The 15,677-nt window shown below is 60.3% G+C and carries 16 protein-coding genes; 3 read left to right on the top strand and 13 right to left on the bottom strand.

Annotated elements, in window-relative coordinates:
• Nucleotides 1-2: 2 nt before the first annotated feature.
• The 6 genes from LQK83_RS01540 to LQK83_RS01515 all read right to left on the bottom strand — a co-directional run bounded on the left by LQK83_RS01540 (nucleotide 3) and on the right by LQK83_RS01515 (nucleotide 4,035).
• On the bottom strand, nucleotides 3-359 hold the full coding sequence (locus tag LQK83_RS01540; RefSeq protein WP_230835534.1) for a hypothetical protein: 357 nt from the start codon (nucleotides 357-359) through the stop codon (nucleotides 3-5).
• Between the two features lie 107 nt (nucleotides 360-466).
• Nucleotides 467-1,456 carry a sensor histidine kinase gene (locus tag LQK83_RS01535; RefSeq protein WP_230835533.1) on the bottom strand — a complete coding sequence of 330 codons (990 nt, stop codon included), beginning with the start codon at nucleotides 1,454-1,456 and terminating at the stop codon, nucleotides 467-469.
• Between the two features lie 142 nt (nucleotides 1,457-1,598).
• Entirely contained in the window at nucleotides 1,599-2,132 is a 534-nt protein-coding gene (locus LQK83_RS01530; protein WP_230835532.1) for a hypothetical protein, read from the bottom strand.
• Between the two features lie 162 nt (nucleotides 2,133-2,294).
• A complete protein-coding gene (locus LQK83_RS01525; RefSeq protein WP_230835531.1) occupies nucleotides 2,295-2,633 on the bottom strand; it encodes a TIGR01244 family sulfur transferase in 339 nt (112 codons plus the stop codon).
• A gap of 131 nt (nucleotides 2,634-2,764) precedes the next feature.
• Nucleotides 2,765-3,106, bottom strand: a complete 342-nt coding sequence (locus LQK83_RS01520; protein ID WP_230835530.1) for a RidA family protein — start codon at nucleotides 3,104-3,106, stop codon at nucleotides 2,765-2,767.
• 86 nt (nucleotides 3,107-3,192) lie between these two features.
• Nucleotides 3,193-4,035, bottom strand: a complete 843-nt coding sequence (locus LQK83_RS01515; protein WP_230835529.1) for a DUF4432 family protein — start codon at nucleotides 4,033-4,035, stop codon at nucleotides 3,193-3,195.
• 201 nt (nucleotides 4,036-4,236) lie between these two features.
• On the opposite strand from LQK83_RS01515, the gene LQK83_RS01510 reads away from it, so the two are divergent.
• Nucleotides 4,237-5,709 carry a L,D-transpeptidase gene (locus tag LQK83_RS01510; RefSeq protein ID WP_269065139.1) on the top strand — a complete coding sequence of 491 codons (1,473 nt, stop codon included), beginning with the start codon at nucleotides 4,237-4,239 and terminating at the stop codon, nucleotides 5,707-5,709.
• A 26-nt stretch (nucleotides 5,710-5,735) separates the two neighbouring features.
• On the opposite strand, the gene LQK83_RS01505 is transcribed toward LQK83_RS01510, so the two are convergent.
• Nucleotides 5,736-6,218, bottom strand: coding sequence for a carboxymuconolactone decarboxylase family protein (locus LQK83_RS01505; protein WP_230835527.1), 483 nt, complete (start codon nucleotides 6,216-6,218; stop codon nucleotides 5,736-5,738).
• A 62-nt stretch (nucleotides 6,219-6,280) separates the two neighbouring features.
• Here LQK83_RS01505 and LQK83_RS01500 point away from each other — a divergent pair, with 62 nt between their 5' ends.
• Nucleotides 6,281-6,763: a MarR family winged helix-turn-helix transcriptional regulator gene (locus LQK83_RS01500; protein ID WP_230835526.1), complete on the top strand. Its 483-nt coding sequence runs from the start codon at nucleotides 6,281-6,283 to the stop codon at nucleotides 6,761-6,763.
• A 52-nt stretch (nucleotides 6,764-6,815) separates the two neighbouring features.
• On the opposite strand, the gene LQK83_RS01495 is transcribed toward LQK83_RS01500, so the two are convergent.
• The 6 genes from LQK83_RS01495 to LQK83_RS01470 all read right to left on the bottom strand — a co-directional run bounded on the left by LQK83_RS01495 (nucleotide 6,816) and on the right by LQK83_RS01470 (nucleotide 14,433).
• A complete protein-coding gene (locus tag LQK83_RS01495; protein WP_230835525.1) occupies nucleotides 6,816-7,532 on the bottom strand; it encodes an AAA family ATPase in 717 nt (238 codons plus the stop codon).
• 314 nt (nucleotides 7,533-7,846) lie between these two features.
• Entirely contained in the window at nucleotides 7,847-8,992 is a 1,146-nt protein-coding gene (locus LQK83_RS01490; protein ID WP_230835524.1) for an iron-containing alcohol dehydrogenase, read from the bottom strand.
• 1 nt (nucleotide 8,993) lies between these two features.
• Nucleotides 8,994-10,376 (bottom strand): aldehyde dehydrogenase family protein, encoded by a 1,383-nt coding sequence (locus tag LQK83_RS01485; protein WP_230835523.1) that lies wholly within the window; start codon nucleotides 10,374-10,376, stop codon nucleotides 8,994-8,996.
• A 147-nt stretch (nucleotides 10,377-10,523) separates the two neighbouring features.
• Nucleotides 10,524-11,891: a glutamine synthetase family protein gene (locus LQK83_RS01480; RefSeq protein ID WP_230835522.1), complete on the bottom strand. Its 1,368-nt coding sequence runs from the start codon at nucleotides 11,889-11,891 to the stop codon at nucleotides 10,524-10,526.
• Between the two features lie 111 nt (nucleotides 11,892-12,002).
• Nucleotides 12,003-13,571, bottom strand: coding sequence for an amino acid permease (locus LQK83_RS01475; RefSeq protein WP_230835521.1), 1,569 nt, complete (start codon nucleotides 13,569-13,571; stop codon nucleotides 12,003-12,005).
• 52 nt (nucleotides 13,572-13,623) lie between these two features.
• Entirely contained in the window at nucleotides 13,624-14,433 is an 810-nt protein-coding gene (locus tag LQK83_RS01470) for an N-formylglutamate amidohydrolase (RefSeq protein ID WP_230835520.1), read from the bottom strand.
• A gap of 263 nt (nucleotides 14,434-14,696) precedes the next feature.
• Here LQK83_RS01470 and LQK83_RS01465 point away from each other — a divergent pair, with 263 nt between their 5' ends.
• Nucleotides 14,697-15,599 (top strand): MurR/RpiR family transcriptional regulator, encoded by a 903-nt coding sequence (locus LQK83_RS01465; protein WP_230835519.1) that lies wholly within the window; start codon nucleotides 14,697-14,699, stop codon nucleotides 15,597-15,599.
• The last annotated feature ends 78 nt before the right edge of the window (nucleotides 15,600-15,677 follow it).

Genomic DNA, 15,677 nt, shown 5'->3' with positions numbered 1-15,677 from the left:
TTTCAGGAAGCAGGGACAGACGGATCGCCGCCCTCACTCTCCCGGTAGGCATCGAGATGACGCAGCCACTTGCGCTCGATCGCTGCCTCGATGTCGATTTCATTGGCGCGCAGATAGAGCACGAACTGGCCGAACAGATCGGCCGCTTCGTTCTCCAGCGCCTCGCGCGTACCGCCGGAGCCATCCTTGTTCGGCCGCGCCTGACCATTGAGCATCAGATGCTCGGCGGTCAACTCGCCGAGCTCTTCCGTCAGCTTCAGGAGATACCATTCCGGTGTGCGCGTGATGTTATGCGCGCGGGCATACAGCTCGCCCACCGCGCCGATCCGCTCGCTCAATTCCGCAAATGTCGCGCTCATGCCCCTCTTCCTCTTGAACCGAATCTCTTCGCCAAAGGAAACGATAGCGGCCTTTTGCGTCAGATTTGTTCAGGACGTCGAAAAGAGCAAGGCAGGAAAACGAGAGCTCAGGCTTTCGCCGGCAGCCGGCTGAGTGCTACGAGCGACGCGATCATGCGGAAACGCAGGCCACCCTCTTCAAACTGCAAATCAGCATCGCCATCGATATAGCCTGAAAGCGCGCGGTTGATCATCTTGGTGCCGAAGCCCGAATGTTTGGGCACGGCCACGATAGGACCGTCCTTTTCAATCCAGCTCAATTCCAGCAATTCCCGCCCGCCGTCACACCGGGTCGTCCATGCAACGGCCACATGACCACTTTCGTTCGACAGCGCGCCGTATTTGACCGCATTGGTGACGAGTTCATGGAAGGTGAGCGCGAGAGCGAGACCGCATTTCGGCGAAAGCGCAACCTGCGGCCCCTCGATCGAGAAACGGCTGCCAGCGTGACCGTCGAAGGCGGCCTCGACGATGGCCTGCAAGGTCGCCAGATGATGATCGGTCTTCAGAAGGATTTCATGCGCACGGCCGAGGCTCTGAAGCCGGGCAATCAAAGCCGACTTGGCCGTCATGATATCATCGCCCGGTTTCAGCGTCTGGTTCGCCGCCGCCTGCACGAGCGTCAGGATATTCTTGATGCGATGCGAAAGCTCCTGCCGCAACAGAAGCTGCTGCTCCTCGAATTCCTTGGTCTTCGTGATGTCACGCGACACCGAGAGAATATTCTCGACCGTGCCATCCTCTGCGAAGATCGGCGAGATCTTCACATCCCAGTAGCGCGTCCGGCCCTTGGCAGTATTGGCATAGCCAGTGAAGCGATGGCTGCGACCCGCCCGCGCCTCTTCGAGACCGACTGCTATGTCATGCTGAGACTCTTCGGGCCAGAAGGAAGGCCAGGAGCAACCCTTGATGGCCTGGAAATCATCGACATCCATCACCCGCTGGCCGCCCTCGCTCATGAACAGCAACGCACCGTCAAGACCGACAATCTTGATGCAGTCCTCGGACGCAGCCAGCGCCGCCTTCACGAACCGTTCGTTTTCAATGGACGTCGACATAAGTGAGGCACTCGCGGAACACTTAACGAGATGTGGTGTATTTTCTGACCGAAATCAAGAATATATTTCCACGAATATGCGGGAAAGTCGGCGTCCGAACTATTGCTTAAGTTATTACTGAATTAAAACTGCGTGGCGGCGTTCAAAAGCCGGAGGCGGCAAACTGATAGGCGCCGATTTCGTCGAATTGGACGCCGAAGACCCCGTCGCCGCTTTGCTGGCGGGCGAATTGTGTATTTGCACCCTGATTTGGTCTGGATGATGGGGAGAAGCCGGAATCGTCCGCGTCGCCGTCATTTTCAGCCTCGGACGAACTGTCTTCGCCAGAAAGCAACGAAAGGATCGAGGCCGCACTTCCGGAAGCGCCTCCGCCATTATGACCTTCGCCCTGCATACTGCCGGCAGGCGGACCGGGAGGCGGGCCGCCGACAGGCATACCGGCGGGCAGCATACCATCTGCACCGGTTGGCCCGGAAATGCCTGAACCGCCGTCACTGGATTGAGACGCCTTGTTGACCAGGAAATCGCCCACGCGCGCCGAAACACCCAGCATCTGCGCAGCGGTGACCTCGACCGAGGGAATGACGGCCTTTTTCTGTTTCTCTTCGCGTTCGCGCGGCGAGACGGCGGACGTATCGACGCCCTGCGCGCGCTGTACAGAAACGGAATTCAACACGGAAGTAATAGCCGAAATCACCCGAAGCCCCTAAGCCGGAGAAACCGGCAACGAAGGGCACAGCCGACCGGCGAGGCACGGCGAACCCCACGGGACATCATGCAACGGCTTGATTAAAACTTCATCAACCAAGCCGAAGATGCGGATTTCGAAAGAAAAGCGTCAGCCGCGCAGATGCTGCGTCTGTTGATAGACAGCGGTGGAACGCGCGCCGGACCTGCAATAGCCGAGCATGGGACGCGGAAACTCATCGAGCGCATCAACCATCATGCGTACTGCATCGGCGGTGACCCCGGCAGGGCCGACCGGAATATGGGCGATCATCAGGCCCAGCTCGTCAGCGCGCGCCGCGATATCGGCGAATTCCGGCTGGTCCGGCTGCTCGTGATCGGGGCGATGGCACACGATGGACTGGAAGCCCTGCGCCTTGATGTCATCGAGGTCCTCGACAGAAATCTGACCCGTGACCGAATATTCGTCGTTGATCTGCCTGATATCCATTGCGAACTCTCCTTGCCTACCGATTGGTAAAGCCACCTGAGGGCGATCGAATTGTGACACGCCGAGCCGCAATAGATCTTCTGCGGCTGGCAAAATCATGACCGCTCCGGCGAACCGGAGCGCAGGCCCGCTCAGATCGCAGCCGTGACGATGAACTCGACCTTGTAGTCCGGCGTTGCCAGAGCAGCTTCGCTGGTCGCACGAGCCGGCGGATTGGCCGGATCGATCCAGGCTTCCCAGACGGCGTTCATTTCGCCGAAGGTCGACATGTCGGAGAGGTAGATGATCGTCTGCAGGATCTTCGACTTGTCGGAGCCGGCAGCAGCCAGCAGACGATCGACTTCCGCCAGCGCCGACTTCGACTGTTCGGTGACGGTTGAACCCTCGCCAACCTGACCTGCCAGATAGACAGTGTTGCCGTGAACGACGGCGGCGCTCATGCGCTTGCCGGGCTCGATACGCTTGATGGTCATGGGGATCTCTCCTGAATGCAAAAAAGGAATGCGAGAGGGCCTAGCCTTCCTTCCGTCCGGCGTCAACCGCACCTGACGCCGAACCGTTACGCGAAGACGAAACGCAAGGCGTAATCGCGGAACTCGCCGGGCTGGATCGGCGTCAGCGCGCCCGCGGCCGCAAGTTCGGCGCGTGGCTTCCAGTCGTGCGAAGCGGGCTCTATACCCACCACATAGGCCGGCCGGCTCTCATTGCGCCACATCTGCAGATAGGGCAGCGTCGCCGTGTCGAAATCGACCCTCAGCGTCAGACCGCCCGCCCCGGCGATCGGCCCGAGCCGCACCGATGCATGCCCTTCTTCGCCCCCCGCCGGTACGCAGAAGACATAATTGTCGCCCTCACCGAACTGCCAGGAAAGCGGCACCTTGCCGACCATGGCGCCGGAGAGCTGTGTCTTGGCGTCGAAATTCTTCGCCCCGATATTCATGTGATACATCAGCATCGGCGCAAACGGCTTCGATCCGGCATTGGTCACCCGGTCGTTGAGGGATACCGCGCCCGTCACGCCATCGATGTGCCAGTGCCGCTCGAGGCGGGCCAGACCGCCATCGGCAAGCTTGACCATCACGACGGCGCGCGCGACCGAGGACAGCGCGCCGTTGACGAACTCGGTCACCTGCGCCGGGCTGGAGGAGAAGGAGCCGTGCAGCGGATATTTCCGCCCCTCTCCCTCCTTGCCATCGTCGACGGTGTCGGGATGGCGGATATGGTCGGGACCGCAGGTAAAGAGGAAGCCCTCCAGCGAATGATCGATGCGCGGGTCGCCATCGTCGGGAATGGCGCGTCCGGGCGAAAGATCGGCCCCGCCCACGATCAGGCTGCCAATGTCAAAGACGGAGCTTTCGTCCAGAAAGAGGCGCGGCCCCCGCGCGGCGTAGAGTTCCAACATGGCGATACTCTCCAGAGCGTTCCCCGGAACCGTTTGAGGCGGTTCTCCGTTTACATAGGCGTGAGACAAGGATGAGACATCCTTGATAAGCCAAAGAGCAGGCCAAGCAAACGGGCCAGATTAAAATTCATGGTAAACCTTCCCTTAACATGTTGAAAATACCATATAAAGGCCGAAATCTTCTGGTAGTCCGCCCCAATAATGTCACGATTCACGGTGTTTTCTGTGCGCTTCATCCCCCTCGCCTTCGCAATTTCAGCACTCTCGCTCGCGAGCTTCGGCGCCATCCCGGCGCATGCCCAACAGGCCTATGGGAGGGGTGAAACCGTTCTGGTGACGCCCGACGGCGATATTCTCGATTACATTCCCGAGCGCGGCTCGGTGACATTCCGGCGCGACGCCTATGGACGTCGTGTGCTGGTCGATCGCGACGGAACAGTGATCGCAACCGAGATGCCGGCATCACGTGTGGACGGTGGCAACTACGCCTCCCGGGACCGCGGCTTCGGCATGGATGCGGCTCCGTGGGATCCGAATTACGATGAAAACCGACGCTACAATGGCGGCCCCGGCGACGACAATTACGCCACGGGCACGATTCCGCGCGGGCGCTTCGGCGACGACGCCGACGTCATGCGCCAGCCCCTGCCCGACAACCCGGCAGACACGGCAAACGGCAATCCCAGCCCTGCACCGCGCCAGCCGGCCGGAAACTTCAACAATATTCCGGACGACACCCAGACGGCATCGATCGGCCCCAATGACACGCCGACGAACGATCTGCCGGAAGCGCTGGAAAGCCCGGCGCCGAAACTCAACCTGACGGGCAAGTCGCGCGCCGAGATTGCGGCACTGCAGGTTTATCTTGACCGGTCGGGTATGTCGCCGGGCGCCATTGACGGCAAGAAGGGCTCCAATCTCGACAAGGCCCTGCATACCTATGAGATGGCCACGGGCGACAAGCTTGATCCGCGTAATTCCGAGGAAATCATGAATCGTCTGGCCGCCGGCGGCGGCCTGCCCTTCATGGACTACACGATCACCTCCTCCGACGCGGCAGGCCCCTATGTGGCATCGATCCCGACCGACTACGCGCAGAAGGCAGCCATGCCTTCAATGGGCTATACATCGGTCACGGAAATGCTGGCCGAGCGTTTCCACATGGACGAGAACTACCTGAAGGAACTGAACCCGGGCGTCGACTTCAACATTCCGGGCACCATCGTCAAGGTCGCCAATCCCGGCCCGCCGATCACCGGTCAGGTGACACGCATCATTGCCAACAAGGCGATCAAGCAAGTGCAGGCCTTCGATGCCAAGGGCAATCTCATCGCCGCCTTCCCGGCCTCGATCGGTTCCGCCGACACGCCCTCGCCATCGGGCACGCATGCCGTGGCACGCATCGCGTTCAATCCGAACTACACCTATAATCCGAAGATCAACTTCAAGCAGGGTAACAATGACAAGGTCCTGACCATTCCGCCGGGCCCGAATGGCCCGGTCGGCAATGTCTGGATCGCGCTCGACAAGCCGACCTACGGCATTCACGGTACGCCCGATCCATCGATGATCGGCAAAACCCAGAGCCACGGCTGCGTACGCCTGACCAACTGGGATGCCCAGGAGCTTGCGAAGATGGTCAAGCCCGGCACGATTGTTCAATTCGTCGACTGACGAAGCAAGCATCCGACCGCGCAGACTCAAGCACTGCGCGGGATGGGCGGCGGAAAATGCAAGGTTGCCGCAATGCGGTTCCATGCGTTGATATTGGCAATCGCGACCGTCAGGTGCACGATTTCATCTTCCGAGAAATGCGGATCAAGCGCCGCACGCAGCGGTCCCCTCGCCTCGCCTTCCCCAAGCTTCGTGACCGCGTCAGCCCAGCCGAGCGCCGCAAGCTCTCGTGGCGTATAGACCCCGGCATCGCGCCACGCCGCAATCAGATCCAGCTTTGGAGCCGCAACATCCAGCCGCCGGGCGACGTTCAGGTGGAGCTGGATACAAAACGCGCAACCATTGACCTGCGAGACCCGAAGCTTGACCAGTTCCGTCAGGCTCTTCTCCAGGCCGGACTCGTCCACCGCCTTTCCCATCGCCAGCAGGGCGTTTCGCGCACCTGGCGCGATGCGCTCAAACTCATCATAGGACAATCCACCCGCATGCGGCATCGCCTCTGAATGCATCTTCCAATCCCTTCGTGAACGCGATAATATAAGAACTCGAACAAAATATCAGAGTTCTTACATTGAGCAAGACAGCAACGCCACCACCTCTCCCGGAACCGGGAGAAGGCAAGCGCGGAGAAGACGGACATTTCGGATATCTGCTGCGACAGGCCGCCAATGCGCATCGCACACGCGTCGACCAGGCGCTTGGCGATCTCCAGATCACCCATCCGCAATTCTCGGTCATGACCATGCTCGATGCCTATCCCGGCCATTCCAACGCCGATCTGGCGCGACTGGCATTGCTGACACCGCAGACGATGAGCGTGATCGTCGCCAATCTCCTGAAGTCGGGAATAGTCGAGAGACGCGCCCATGAAGTTCATGGGCGTATTCAGCATCTGGCTCTCACCGACCATGGCGGTCAATTGCTGATCGAAGCCAAGAAACGGGTCTATGCTTTGGAAGATGTCATGCTGGCGGATGTTCCGCCGGAGGCGCGCGCCACGATCAAGTCCTGGCTGACGAAGGTCGCCAAGGGAAGTGACCCGGCTTCAGGCTGAGGCGTACAAGAGACGCGGCAGGAGGATCACCGGCCGCGTCGAGATACGCGGTTCAGGCCGCCCGCGCACGAAGCCGTGCGGCAAGACCCATCGGCTGTTCGCGGCGCTTGGCCGGTAACAGGCGCTTCAGCTCCAGAGCCAGCACGCGGGCATTCTCACGCGCCTTGTCGAGATTGGTGATGCGGGCGGGGTCTGCGTTGTGCAGCATCGTGCCGAGGTCGAAAATGTCGCGGAAGGCCGACCGTTCGAAGATCGGCGTTTCGAGAACGTTGACGCCGCGCGAGACGAGCAGATCCTTGATCGCCGAAAGCGCTCTGGTCGTTGCAATGGAACTGACACGGGTGAGCACGACAGAATGCGGGATGGAAATCTTCGCCTGGGTCTTCATATGCGTCAGAAGCTCGATGACCTGCGCCGCGCCCTTGGCGTCCATCGCACAGCCCTGAACCGGGATGAGAACGTGGTCGGAAAGGCCGAGAGCCGTTGCCAGCAATGGATCGCGCTGGCCGGGAAGATCAATGATGAAGAAATCGATCTGGTCGCGCATTTCACGGATATGCGTCTGAAGCGACGCAACCGTCACTTCCGAGATCACGGTGAGGCTCGGATCCCGGCCACCGGTCTCGTACCAGTTGGTGATCCACTTCTGAGGATCGGCGTCGAGGACGGCGACGCGGTAGCCCTGGCGGACATATTCGGACGCCAGCAGCAGAGCCGCCGTCGTCTTCCCTGCGCCGCCTTTTGTATTTGCAAGTGAAATGACTGGCATTCCAAACCCCCTAATCGGCCCGCCGGAACCCCATCCGGCTTGAAGGACCATGCATGTCGTTCGCTGCTTCGCGACAGGTACACAATGCGTAAATCATGGTTAACGGAGGCTTAAAGCTGATTGCAGCAATTAACGATCCGCCAACGGAACGCCAACAAAACATGCGAATCTGAACTCAGTGGGGAAAGTTTGTGCGGACTGGCTTACGCAAAGCTTGAGCGACATCGCGGATGCGGCACGCAAGTTCAGCCATCCACAACGAAAAACGCCCGCGCGTGAGCACGGGCGTCATGAGGCGCTGGAATGAGCAGCGATCAGATCGATTCGAGGAAGAGCGTCTTCGCAGCCTCGACCGTCAGTTCGACCGGATTGCCGCCCGTCGACGGGTCGGCAACAGCCATGACCGACATTTCGTCGATGCGATCCGTCTTCACGCCGAGCGCTGCGAGCTTGTCGGGAATGCCAAGCGTCTCGCGCAGGCCCAGAACGAAATCGTAGAAGCCGTTGAAGCCACCGGCGATGCCGAGATAGGCCGCAGCCGCGGCAATCCGGTCCTCAATCGCGGGCCGGTTGAAGCGCAGGACCGGCGGCATGACGACGGCATTCGTGGTGCCGTGATGCGTATGGTAGATCGCGCCGACCGGGTGCGAAAGCGAATGGATCGCGCCGAGGCCCTTCTGGAAGGCCACCGCGCCCATGGCGGCCGCCGACATCATGTGGGTGCGAGCTTCGATATCCGTTCCGTCGGCATAGGCGCGCGGCAGGTATTCCTTCACCAGCCGCATGCCTTCGAGCGCAATGCCCTGGCTCATCGGATGGTAGAAGGGCGAGGAATAGGCTTCCAGGCAATGCGCAAACGCATCCATGCCCGTGCCGGCGGTGATGTGCTTCGGCATGCCGACGGTCAGTTCCGGATCGCAGATCGTCACGCCGGGCAGGAACTTCGGATGGAAGATGATCTTCTTCGTTTCCGTCACCGAATTGGTGATGACCGAAGCGCGGCCGACTTCCGAGCCGGTGCCGGCCGTCGTCGGCACGGCCACGATCGGCGCAATGCCCTCAACGGAAGCGCGGGTCCACCAGTCGCCGATATCCTCGAAATCCCAGACCGGGCGGGTCTGGCCGGCCATGAAAGCCACGCACTTGCCGAGGTCGAGGCCCGAGCCACCGCCAAACGCGACGACGCCGTCATGACCGCCATCCTTGAAAGCCTTCACGCCGGCTTCGAGGTTCTTCTCGTTCGGGTTCGGATCAACATCGGCGAAGATCGCTCGGCCAAGGCCGCCGGCTTCCAGAATGTCGAGCGCCTGCTTCGTGATCGGCATGGTCGAGAGACCACGGTCAGTGACCAGAAGCGGCTTCTTCATGCCAAGCGACTTGCAGTGATCGGCGAGTTCCTTGATGCGCCCTGCCCCCATCTTGACGAGGGTCGGGTAGCTCCAGTTTGCAGTAATCGACATCTTAGAGTGCCTTCTTGAGGTGATAGGATTTCGGACGGGTCAGGTTGTGGAAGCCGATGATGGAGAGCGAGCCGCCGCGGCCCGTGTCCTTGCAGCCGGTCCAGCAGAGGCCCGGATCGACATAGTCGGCGCGGTTCATGAACACCGTGCCGGTCTCCAGATCGCGACCGAGACGGGCGGCGCGCTCCGCATCCTTGGTCCACAGCGACACGGTGAGACCGTATTTGCAATCGTTCATCAGTTCGAGCGCTTCGGCGTCGTTCTTGACCTTCATGATGCCGACAGCCGGACCGAAGGTCTCCTCGCGCATGATTTCCATCGAATGATCGACATCGACGAGGATCTGCGGGGCGATATAGGCGCCACCATCGTCCGCCGGGAAGAGCTTGGGATCGACCAATGCCTTCGCCCCCTTCGAAACGGCCTGAGCGATCTGTTCGCGCACGGTCGCGGCAAAGCGCTTGTGCGCCATCGGGCCGAGCGTCGTTTCCTTGTCGAGCGGGTTGCCGAGCTTGTAGTTGGACACCCAGGCGACCGACTTCTCGACGAATTCGTCATAGAGATTTTCGTTCACATAGATGCGCTCGATGCCGCAGCAGCACTGGCCGGAATTGTAGGTCGCGCCATCCATCAGCGTGTCGACGGCCGCATCGAGATCGGCGTCTTCCATGACATAGCCCGGATCCTTGCCGCCGAGCTCAAGACCCGTGCCGGTGAACGTGCCGGCAGCGGCGCGCTCGATATTGCGCCCGCCTTCGACGGAGCCGGTGAAGTTGATGAAGTTGAACGAGCCGGCCGCAATCAGCTTCGTCGTCGTGTCATGGTCGAGGAAGACGTTCATGAACACGTCTTCAGGCACGCCCGCCTGGTTGAAGGCCTGCACGAAGCGCTCGCCGACCAGCAGCGTCTGCGATGCATGCTTGAGCACGACGGTGTTGCCCGCCATCAGCGCCGGCGCAATCGTGTTGAGCGCGGTCATGTAGGGATAGTTCCACGGCGCGATGACGAAGACGACGCCATGCGGCTCGCGCTCGATATAGCGTTCGAACTTGTCCGAGCTTTCGACCTTCAGTGGCGCCAGCGCATCGGCGGCAATCGTCGCGACATAATTGGAGCGCTCGTTGAAGCCCTTGAACTCGCCGCCATAGCGCACCGGACGGCCCATCTGCCAGGCCAGCTCCTCAACCACGACATCGGCCATCTCGTTGAGCCGCGCAACACCTTTCAAAACCAGCTGCACGCGCTCTTCCAGCGGACGCTTCGCCCAGGACTTCTGCGCCTTGCGGGCACGCGCAACCGCTGCAGCCGCATCGTCGTAACTCATCGCCGGACGTTCGGCATAGACCGAACCGTCAACCGGCGAAATGCATCGGATCATCGTCATGATCTTTTTCCTGATCTTGTTTTCCAAAATATCCATCCCGCCGGTGGCGGGATCGGAATTCCTCTCTTGAGACCGATCGCTCCGACGTTCAGTCGACCGGCCTCGAGTGAAGCCGTCCACACCATCGAAGCAAAATTTGAGGCCGGTTTACGCCCTTTCGAACCCGCGCGCCACTTCCCAATCCGTGATCTTGCGGTCGTATTCTTCCTGTTCCCACTCCGCCGCACGGACATAGTGATCGACCACGCCATTGCCGAAAGCGGAACGCAGAAGCTCAGACTTGTTGAGTGCATCCGTCGCGGCACGCAGCGTCTTCGGCACCTCGCGGATTTCGCCGGCCTTGTAAGCATCGCCGGTGAAGGGATCTTCGAGCGGCATCTGCTTTTCGATGCCGTCGATCCCGGCAGCCAGAAGGGCTGCGAGGGCGAGATATGGGTTGAGGTCGGAGCCACCGACACGGCATTCGATGCGGATGGACTTCAAGCCCTCGCCGCAAAGGCGATAGCCGGCGGTGCGGTTGTCCTTCGACCAGATCGCCTTGGTCGGCGCGAACGTGCCGGCGACGAAGCGCTTGTAGGAGTTGATATAGGGCGCGAGGAAATAGGTCACTTCCTCGGCATGTGCGAGCAGGCCCGCCACATAATGCTCCATCATCTTCGACATGCCGTAGCGGCCGTTCGGATCGTAGAACATCGGTTTGCCGTCGAGCGACCAGAGCGACTGGTGGATATGGGACGAACTGCCGGCAGCGGCGTTACTCCACTTGGCCAGGAAGGTGATCGCCTTGCCGCGCGCCCAGGCGATTTCCTTGGCGCCATTCTTGACGATCGAATGCTGGTCGGCGGTGACGACCGCCTCGTCATACTTGACGTTGATCTCTTCCTGCCCGGCGGAGGCCTCGCCCTTGGAATTCTCGACCGTGATGCCGGCGCCGTAGAGCCCGTTGCGGATGGCGCGCATCACGTCTTCTTCCTTGGAGGTCTGGAAGATGTGATAGTCCTCGTTATAGCCCGAGCAGAGACGCAGGTCGCGATAGCCGCTCTCGCGCGCGTCGTCATAGGTCTGGTCGAAGAGGAAGAATTCGAGTTCGGTGGCCATATAGGCCTTGAGACCCATGGCCTCGAGCCGCTTGACCTGTTTCTTCAGGATCGCGCGCGGCGAATGGGGAACCTCTTCATGCGTATGATGATCGAGCACGTCGCAGATGACCATGGCCGTGCCTTCGAGCCAGGGAATGCGCCGAAGCGTCGAAAGGTCCGGCTTCATCGTGTAGTCGCCGTAGCCGGCCTCCCAGCTCGTGGCCTTGTAGCCCGGAACCGTCTCCATCTCGATATCGGTCGCCAGCAGATAGTTGCAGCTATGCGTCTCATGCCAGGCACTGTCGATGAAATATTGCGCGTGGAAGCGCTTACCCATGAGCCGTCCCTGCATGTCGACCTGTACGGCCAGAACCGTATCAATCCGGCCCTCAGCAACGTCCGTCTTCAAGGTCTCGAAATCGTATCTGGCGCTCATCAGAAGCTGTCCCTGTTCCCTATTGGCCGCTTGGACGGCCTCGTTGTCTTTATTGGTTTGAAGGGGCTCCGGCCGTGAGCAGCCGGAGCCAATATAGCTGGCAGAGCGCGCTTAGGCCTCGCCTACGGCATGTTCGGCGGCTGCAATTTCCGCCTGACGCTTCGCGACTTCCTCGCCGATCGGCGGGCCCTTGAAGCGCTTGTTTTCGAACACCAGCCACACGATGCCCGTCAGGATCAGGAAGCCAACCGTGATATAGGCGGCGTACTGGTTTGGCGGCTGAACGCCGATGACGAAGATCACGACCATCGCGATCACGGCAAGAACCGCCACCAGCTTGTAGAGCCCTGCCCCCATGTTCCACGGTCCCATCTGCGGCCACTTGCTTGTGCCGATGGCAAAGATGCCGAGCGCGATCGGGATAGCGAAGGAGAGGAACAGGAAGATGACGGTGCACGAGACGACGATCGTGTAGGCGGTCGAACCGGCAATCTCGATCAGCGAGGCACCCCAGACGAAGAGAACGGACAAGGTGCTGCCTACCCAGATGGCCGTGGACGGCGTACGGAACTTGCGGCTGACGCTGGCCAGCGTCTTCGACAACGGCAGACCGCCGTCACGCGAGAAGGCGAAGATCATGCGCGACACCGAGGTCACCGTCGCAAGACCGCACAGGAACTGCGAGATGAAGATCGCGACGTAGAGAATGTTCTTCACGACCGGATTGGCCACGCTGTCCATCGTCCAGAAGAACACGTTCCAACCCTGCTTGGCAGCATCATCCATGTTCGGGATAGCAAGCAGGAAGGCGATGAGCATGATGTAGCCGAAGAAGGCCGACCACCAGACCGAAGAGATCATGCCGCGCGGCACGGATTCGGCAGCCTTGACGGTCTCTTCCGAGGTATGCGCCGAGGCGTCATAGCCGGTGATCGTGTAGATCGGCAGCAGCAGGCCGAGCGCGAAAATGTACCAGATGCTGTCGCTCTTCGGCCATACGGCAGAAGCGTCGGGCTGGCCGGAATAGTTGGTGAAGGTCCAAAGACGGCTGAAATCCCAATGCGCCGCACCAAAGAAGCACACGAGCGTCAGGGCGATCGCGGTCACGAAGATGAGATAGCCCGACATGTCGGTGAGTTTGGCGGTCAGCTTGATGCCGAAATGGTTGATCAGCGCCTGAAGCGCGGTGATCAGCGCCACGAAGATGATCTGGTTGGCAAAGCCGGCGGAGGTCGTTGCATCAACATTGATGCCGAGCCACGGACCGATCGAACCCGAGAAGAAGCCCCAGGTGCCGGCATTGATGGCGCCGAGAACGGTCACAAGGCCAAGCAGGTTGAACCAGGCCGTCACCCAGCCGGTGAAGCGGTTGCCGAGGATCGAACCCCAGTGATAGAGCCCGCCGGCCGTCGGATAGGCCGAGGAAATCTGCGCCATGGCGAGCGCGAAGACGCCCGAAATCACGCAGCCCAGCGGCCAGCCGATACCGATGGCGGCACCACCCGCGCCGGCCGTCGCCTGCGCGAGCGAATTGATGCCGCCCGAAAGAATGCAGATGATGGAGAAGGAAATGGCGAAGTTCGAAAACGAACTCATCCGCCGTTCCAGTTCCTGGGCATAGCCCATGGAATGCAGGATCGCGAGATCCTGCTTCTTGTCTGTTTCAGAGTAGTCACTCATCGTTGAAGTTCCCCTGTTCACGCCTTGCGGCGCCAATGTCGTCCGTTTGAATTTACTGGCTTCTGACATTCACGAAGGTCTTGTTATTATTCACCTGGCTCCCGATCGCTTGTGCAAGCAGTTCAGACAGGTATCCGGCCATGACCTCTTGGCCGGCTTGATCTGCAACGAGGTCGTTTCTGACCTCGATCATGACATTCGGGATTCCGCGAGAAATCCCGTGGAGGATAAGGCTGTGCGTCACACCGTCGGCGGGACCATAGGGTTCGTTGCGGCGCACGATGTAACGCTTGTCCGCGGAGGCTGCCGAGAGCATGGCATCGGCAAGCCGGCTGTCGGCATCGTGCAGAATGCCGACCTCCACGGCGCGCGGCACTCCGAAATAGACCGGCGTGAAACTGTGAACGGTCAGCACGGATGTCGGCAGACCCGCAGCGGTGCGGCGATCGATCAGTCTGGAAACAGCCGTGTGAAACGGTCGGTAAAGTGCGTCCGTCCGCGCAAGTCGCGCCTCGCCGCCGAGGTTCTCATTGGCCGGCACAGCGTAGACTTCGCTCTTGGCCGGCATGGCCGCAGGCGATTCCGGCGGGCGGTTGCAATCGTAGACGAGTCGGGAAAATCGCTGAAACACCAACGGGCTGTCAAAGCCGGCAGAAAGACGCCGAGCGACAGCAAGCGCCCCCGGATCCCAGGCGATGTGTGAACGCCGGGCCTCTTCACTCAGGCCCATATCGCCCATGGATTGCGGCAGCGTGAATGACGCATGCTCGCAGACGATGACGAAAGGTCCCCGCCCCTCCCCCAGCTCCACGCCAAACGGTTCGCCCTCCTCGGGCGAAAGTACGCCTTCCCACTTGCGCATCGTCTGTTCCCAGCATGTTTATTTCTGAAAAATGTTCTTCAAAAACTCGCGCATGTCAATTCGGTTCTGAAATTATCTTTTCAAAAAATGCGCGTTGACTCGCCCTCGGTTCCTGCGCTTAGAATTGTGACAATGCCGGCATCAGATCGGCGGGCGATGTTTGACGGACAAGACGAACCGGACAAACCCGCGAAACGCAGAAGAACGGTGGGGATCGGACCGCAATCCTTTGCGGCGCGCTTTGCCAGAGGGTGAGCATAGTTTTGACCGGAAACTTGAAAACAGTTTCGGACATTATCGGCGCGAGCTATGACACGCTCACGCGGGCCGAGAGGCAATTGGCGGAAACGCTTCTCGACAACTATCCCGTCTCCGGCCTCGTATCGATTACGGCGCTGGCTGAAAATGCGCACGTGTCGACGCCGACCGTCGTGCGCATGGTGCAGAAGCTTGGCTTTTCCGGCTTTCCCGATTTCCAGTCGCGCCTGCATCAGGAGCTGGAAGAGACGATCTCCAACCCGATTTCAAAACATGACCGCTGGGCGACCAATGCGCCCGGAACCCATATTCTCAACCGCTTCGCCGACGCGGTGGTCGCCAATATGCGCGACAGCCTCTCCAATATCTCGATACCGGATTTCGACCGGGCGGCAGCCGAGCTTTCCAATCGCAAGAAGCCGGTCTATCTCGCCGGCGGACGCATCACCCACGCGCTGGCGGATTATTTCTTCACCCATCTGCAGGTCATTCGCTCCGGCGTGACGCTGATTTCGACCAACCGCAGCACATGGCCGCAATATGTTCTCAACATGCGGCCGGGCAATATTCTCGTGCTGTTCGACATCCGCCGCTACGAGCAGGAGATGGAGACCATGGCGAAGATCGCCGCCGAACGCGGCATTTTCATCATCCTCTTTACCGACACCTGGGGCTCGCCCATCGTCAAGCATGCCAAAGTGGTCTTCCGCCTTAATATCGAAGTGCCGTCAGCCTGGGATTCCTCCGTCATGACGCTGCTTCTGGTGGAGGCGCTGATCGAGGCAGTGCAGAGCGCAAACTGGGACTCCACCCGCGAGCGCATGAGCGATCTGGAGGAACTTTTCGACACCACCAGCCTGTTCAGGAGACCACTCAGACGAGAAAAGCGGGGGAAGCAGCAGACCTGATCGAAGACCAGGCTTTCAGCCTGTCACACAAACGTTACGCATTACCAATATTCGACCGACAACCGTGCGGGCAGACCG

Source organism: Rhizobium sp. C1 (assembly GCF_021026335.1).
Lineage (GTDB): Bacteria > Pseudomonadota > Alphaproteobacteria > Rhizobiales > Rhizobiaceae > Ensifer_A.
Note: the sequence above shows the minus strand (reverse complement) of the source record. Positions and strands in the feature narration are given on the sequence as shown.

Coding starts and splice junctions, on each gene's coding strand:
- LQK83_RS01540 (WP_230835534.1), bottom strand. CDS start 359: ATGAGCGCGACATTTGCGGAATTGAGCGAGCGGATCGGCGCGGTGGGC.
- LQK83_RS01535 (WP_230835533.1), bottom strand. CDS start 1,456: ATGTCGACGTCCATTGAAAACGAACGGTTCGTGAAGGCGGCGCTGGCT.
- LQK83_RS01525 (WP_230835531.1), bottom strand. CDS start 2,633: ATGGATATCAGGCAGATCAACGACGAATATTCGGTCACGGGTCAGATT.
- LQK83_RS01520 (WP_230835530.1), bottom strand. CDS start 3,106: ATGACCATCAAGCGTATCGAGCCCGGCAAGCGCATGAGCGCCGCCGTC.
- LQK83_RS01515 (WP_230835529.1), bottom strand. CDS start 4,035: ATGTTGGAACTCTACGCCGCGCGGGGGCCGCGCCTCTTTCTGGACGAA.
- LQK83_RS01510 (WP_269065139.1), top strand. CDS start 4,237: ATGTCACGATTCACGGTGTTTTCTGTGCGCTTCATCCCCCTCGCCTTC.
- LQK83_RS01505 (WP_230835527.1), bottom strand. CDS start 6,218: ATGCATTCAGAGGCGATGCCGCATGCGGGTGGATTGTCCTATGATGAG.
- LQK83_RS01495 (WP_230835525.1), bottom strand. CDS start 7,532: ATGCCAGTCATTTCACTTGCAAATACAAAAGGCGGCGCAGGGAAGACG.
- LQK83_RS01490 (WP_230835524.1), bottom strand. CDS start 8,992: ATGTCGATTACTGCAAACTGGAGCTACCCGACCCTCGTCAAGATGGGG.
- LQK83_RS01485 (WP_230835523.1), bottom strand. CDS start 10,376: ATGACGATGATCCGATGCATTTCGCCGGTTGACGGTTCGGTCTATGCC.
- LQK83_RS01480 (WP_230835522.1), bottom strand. CDS start 11,891: ATGAGCGCCAGATACGATTTCGAGACCTTGAAGACGGACGTTGCTGAG.
- LQK83_RS01475 (WP_230835521.1), bottom strand. CDS start 13,571: ATGAGTGACTACTCTGAAACAGACAAGAAGCAGGATCTCGCGATCCTG.
- LQK83_RS01470 (WP_230835520.1), bottom strand. CDS start 14,433: ATGCGCAAGTGGGAAGGCGTACTTTCGCCCGAGGAGGGCGAACCGTTT.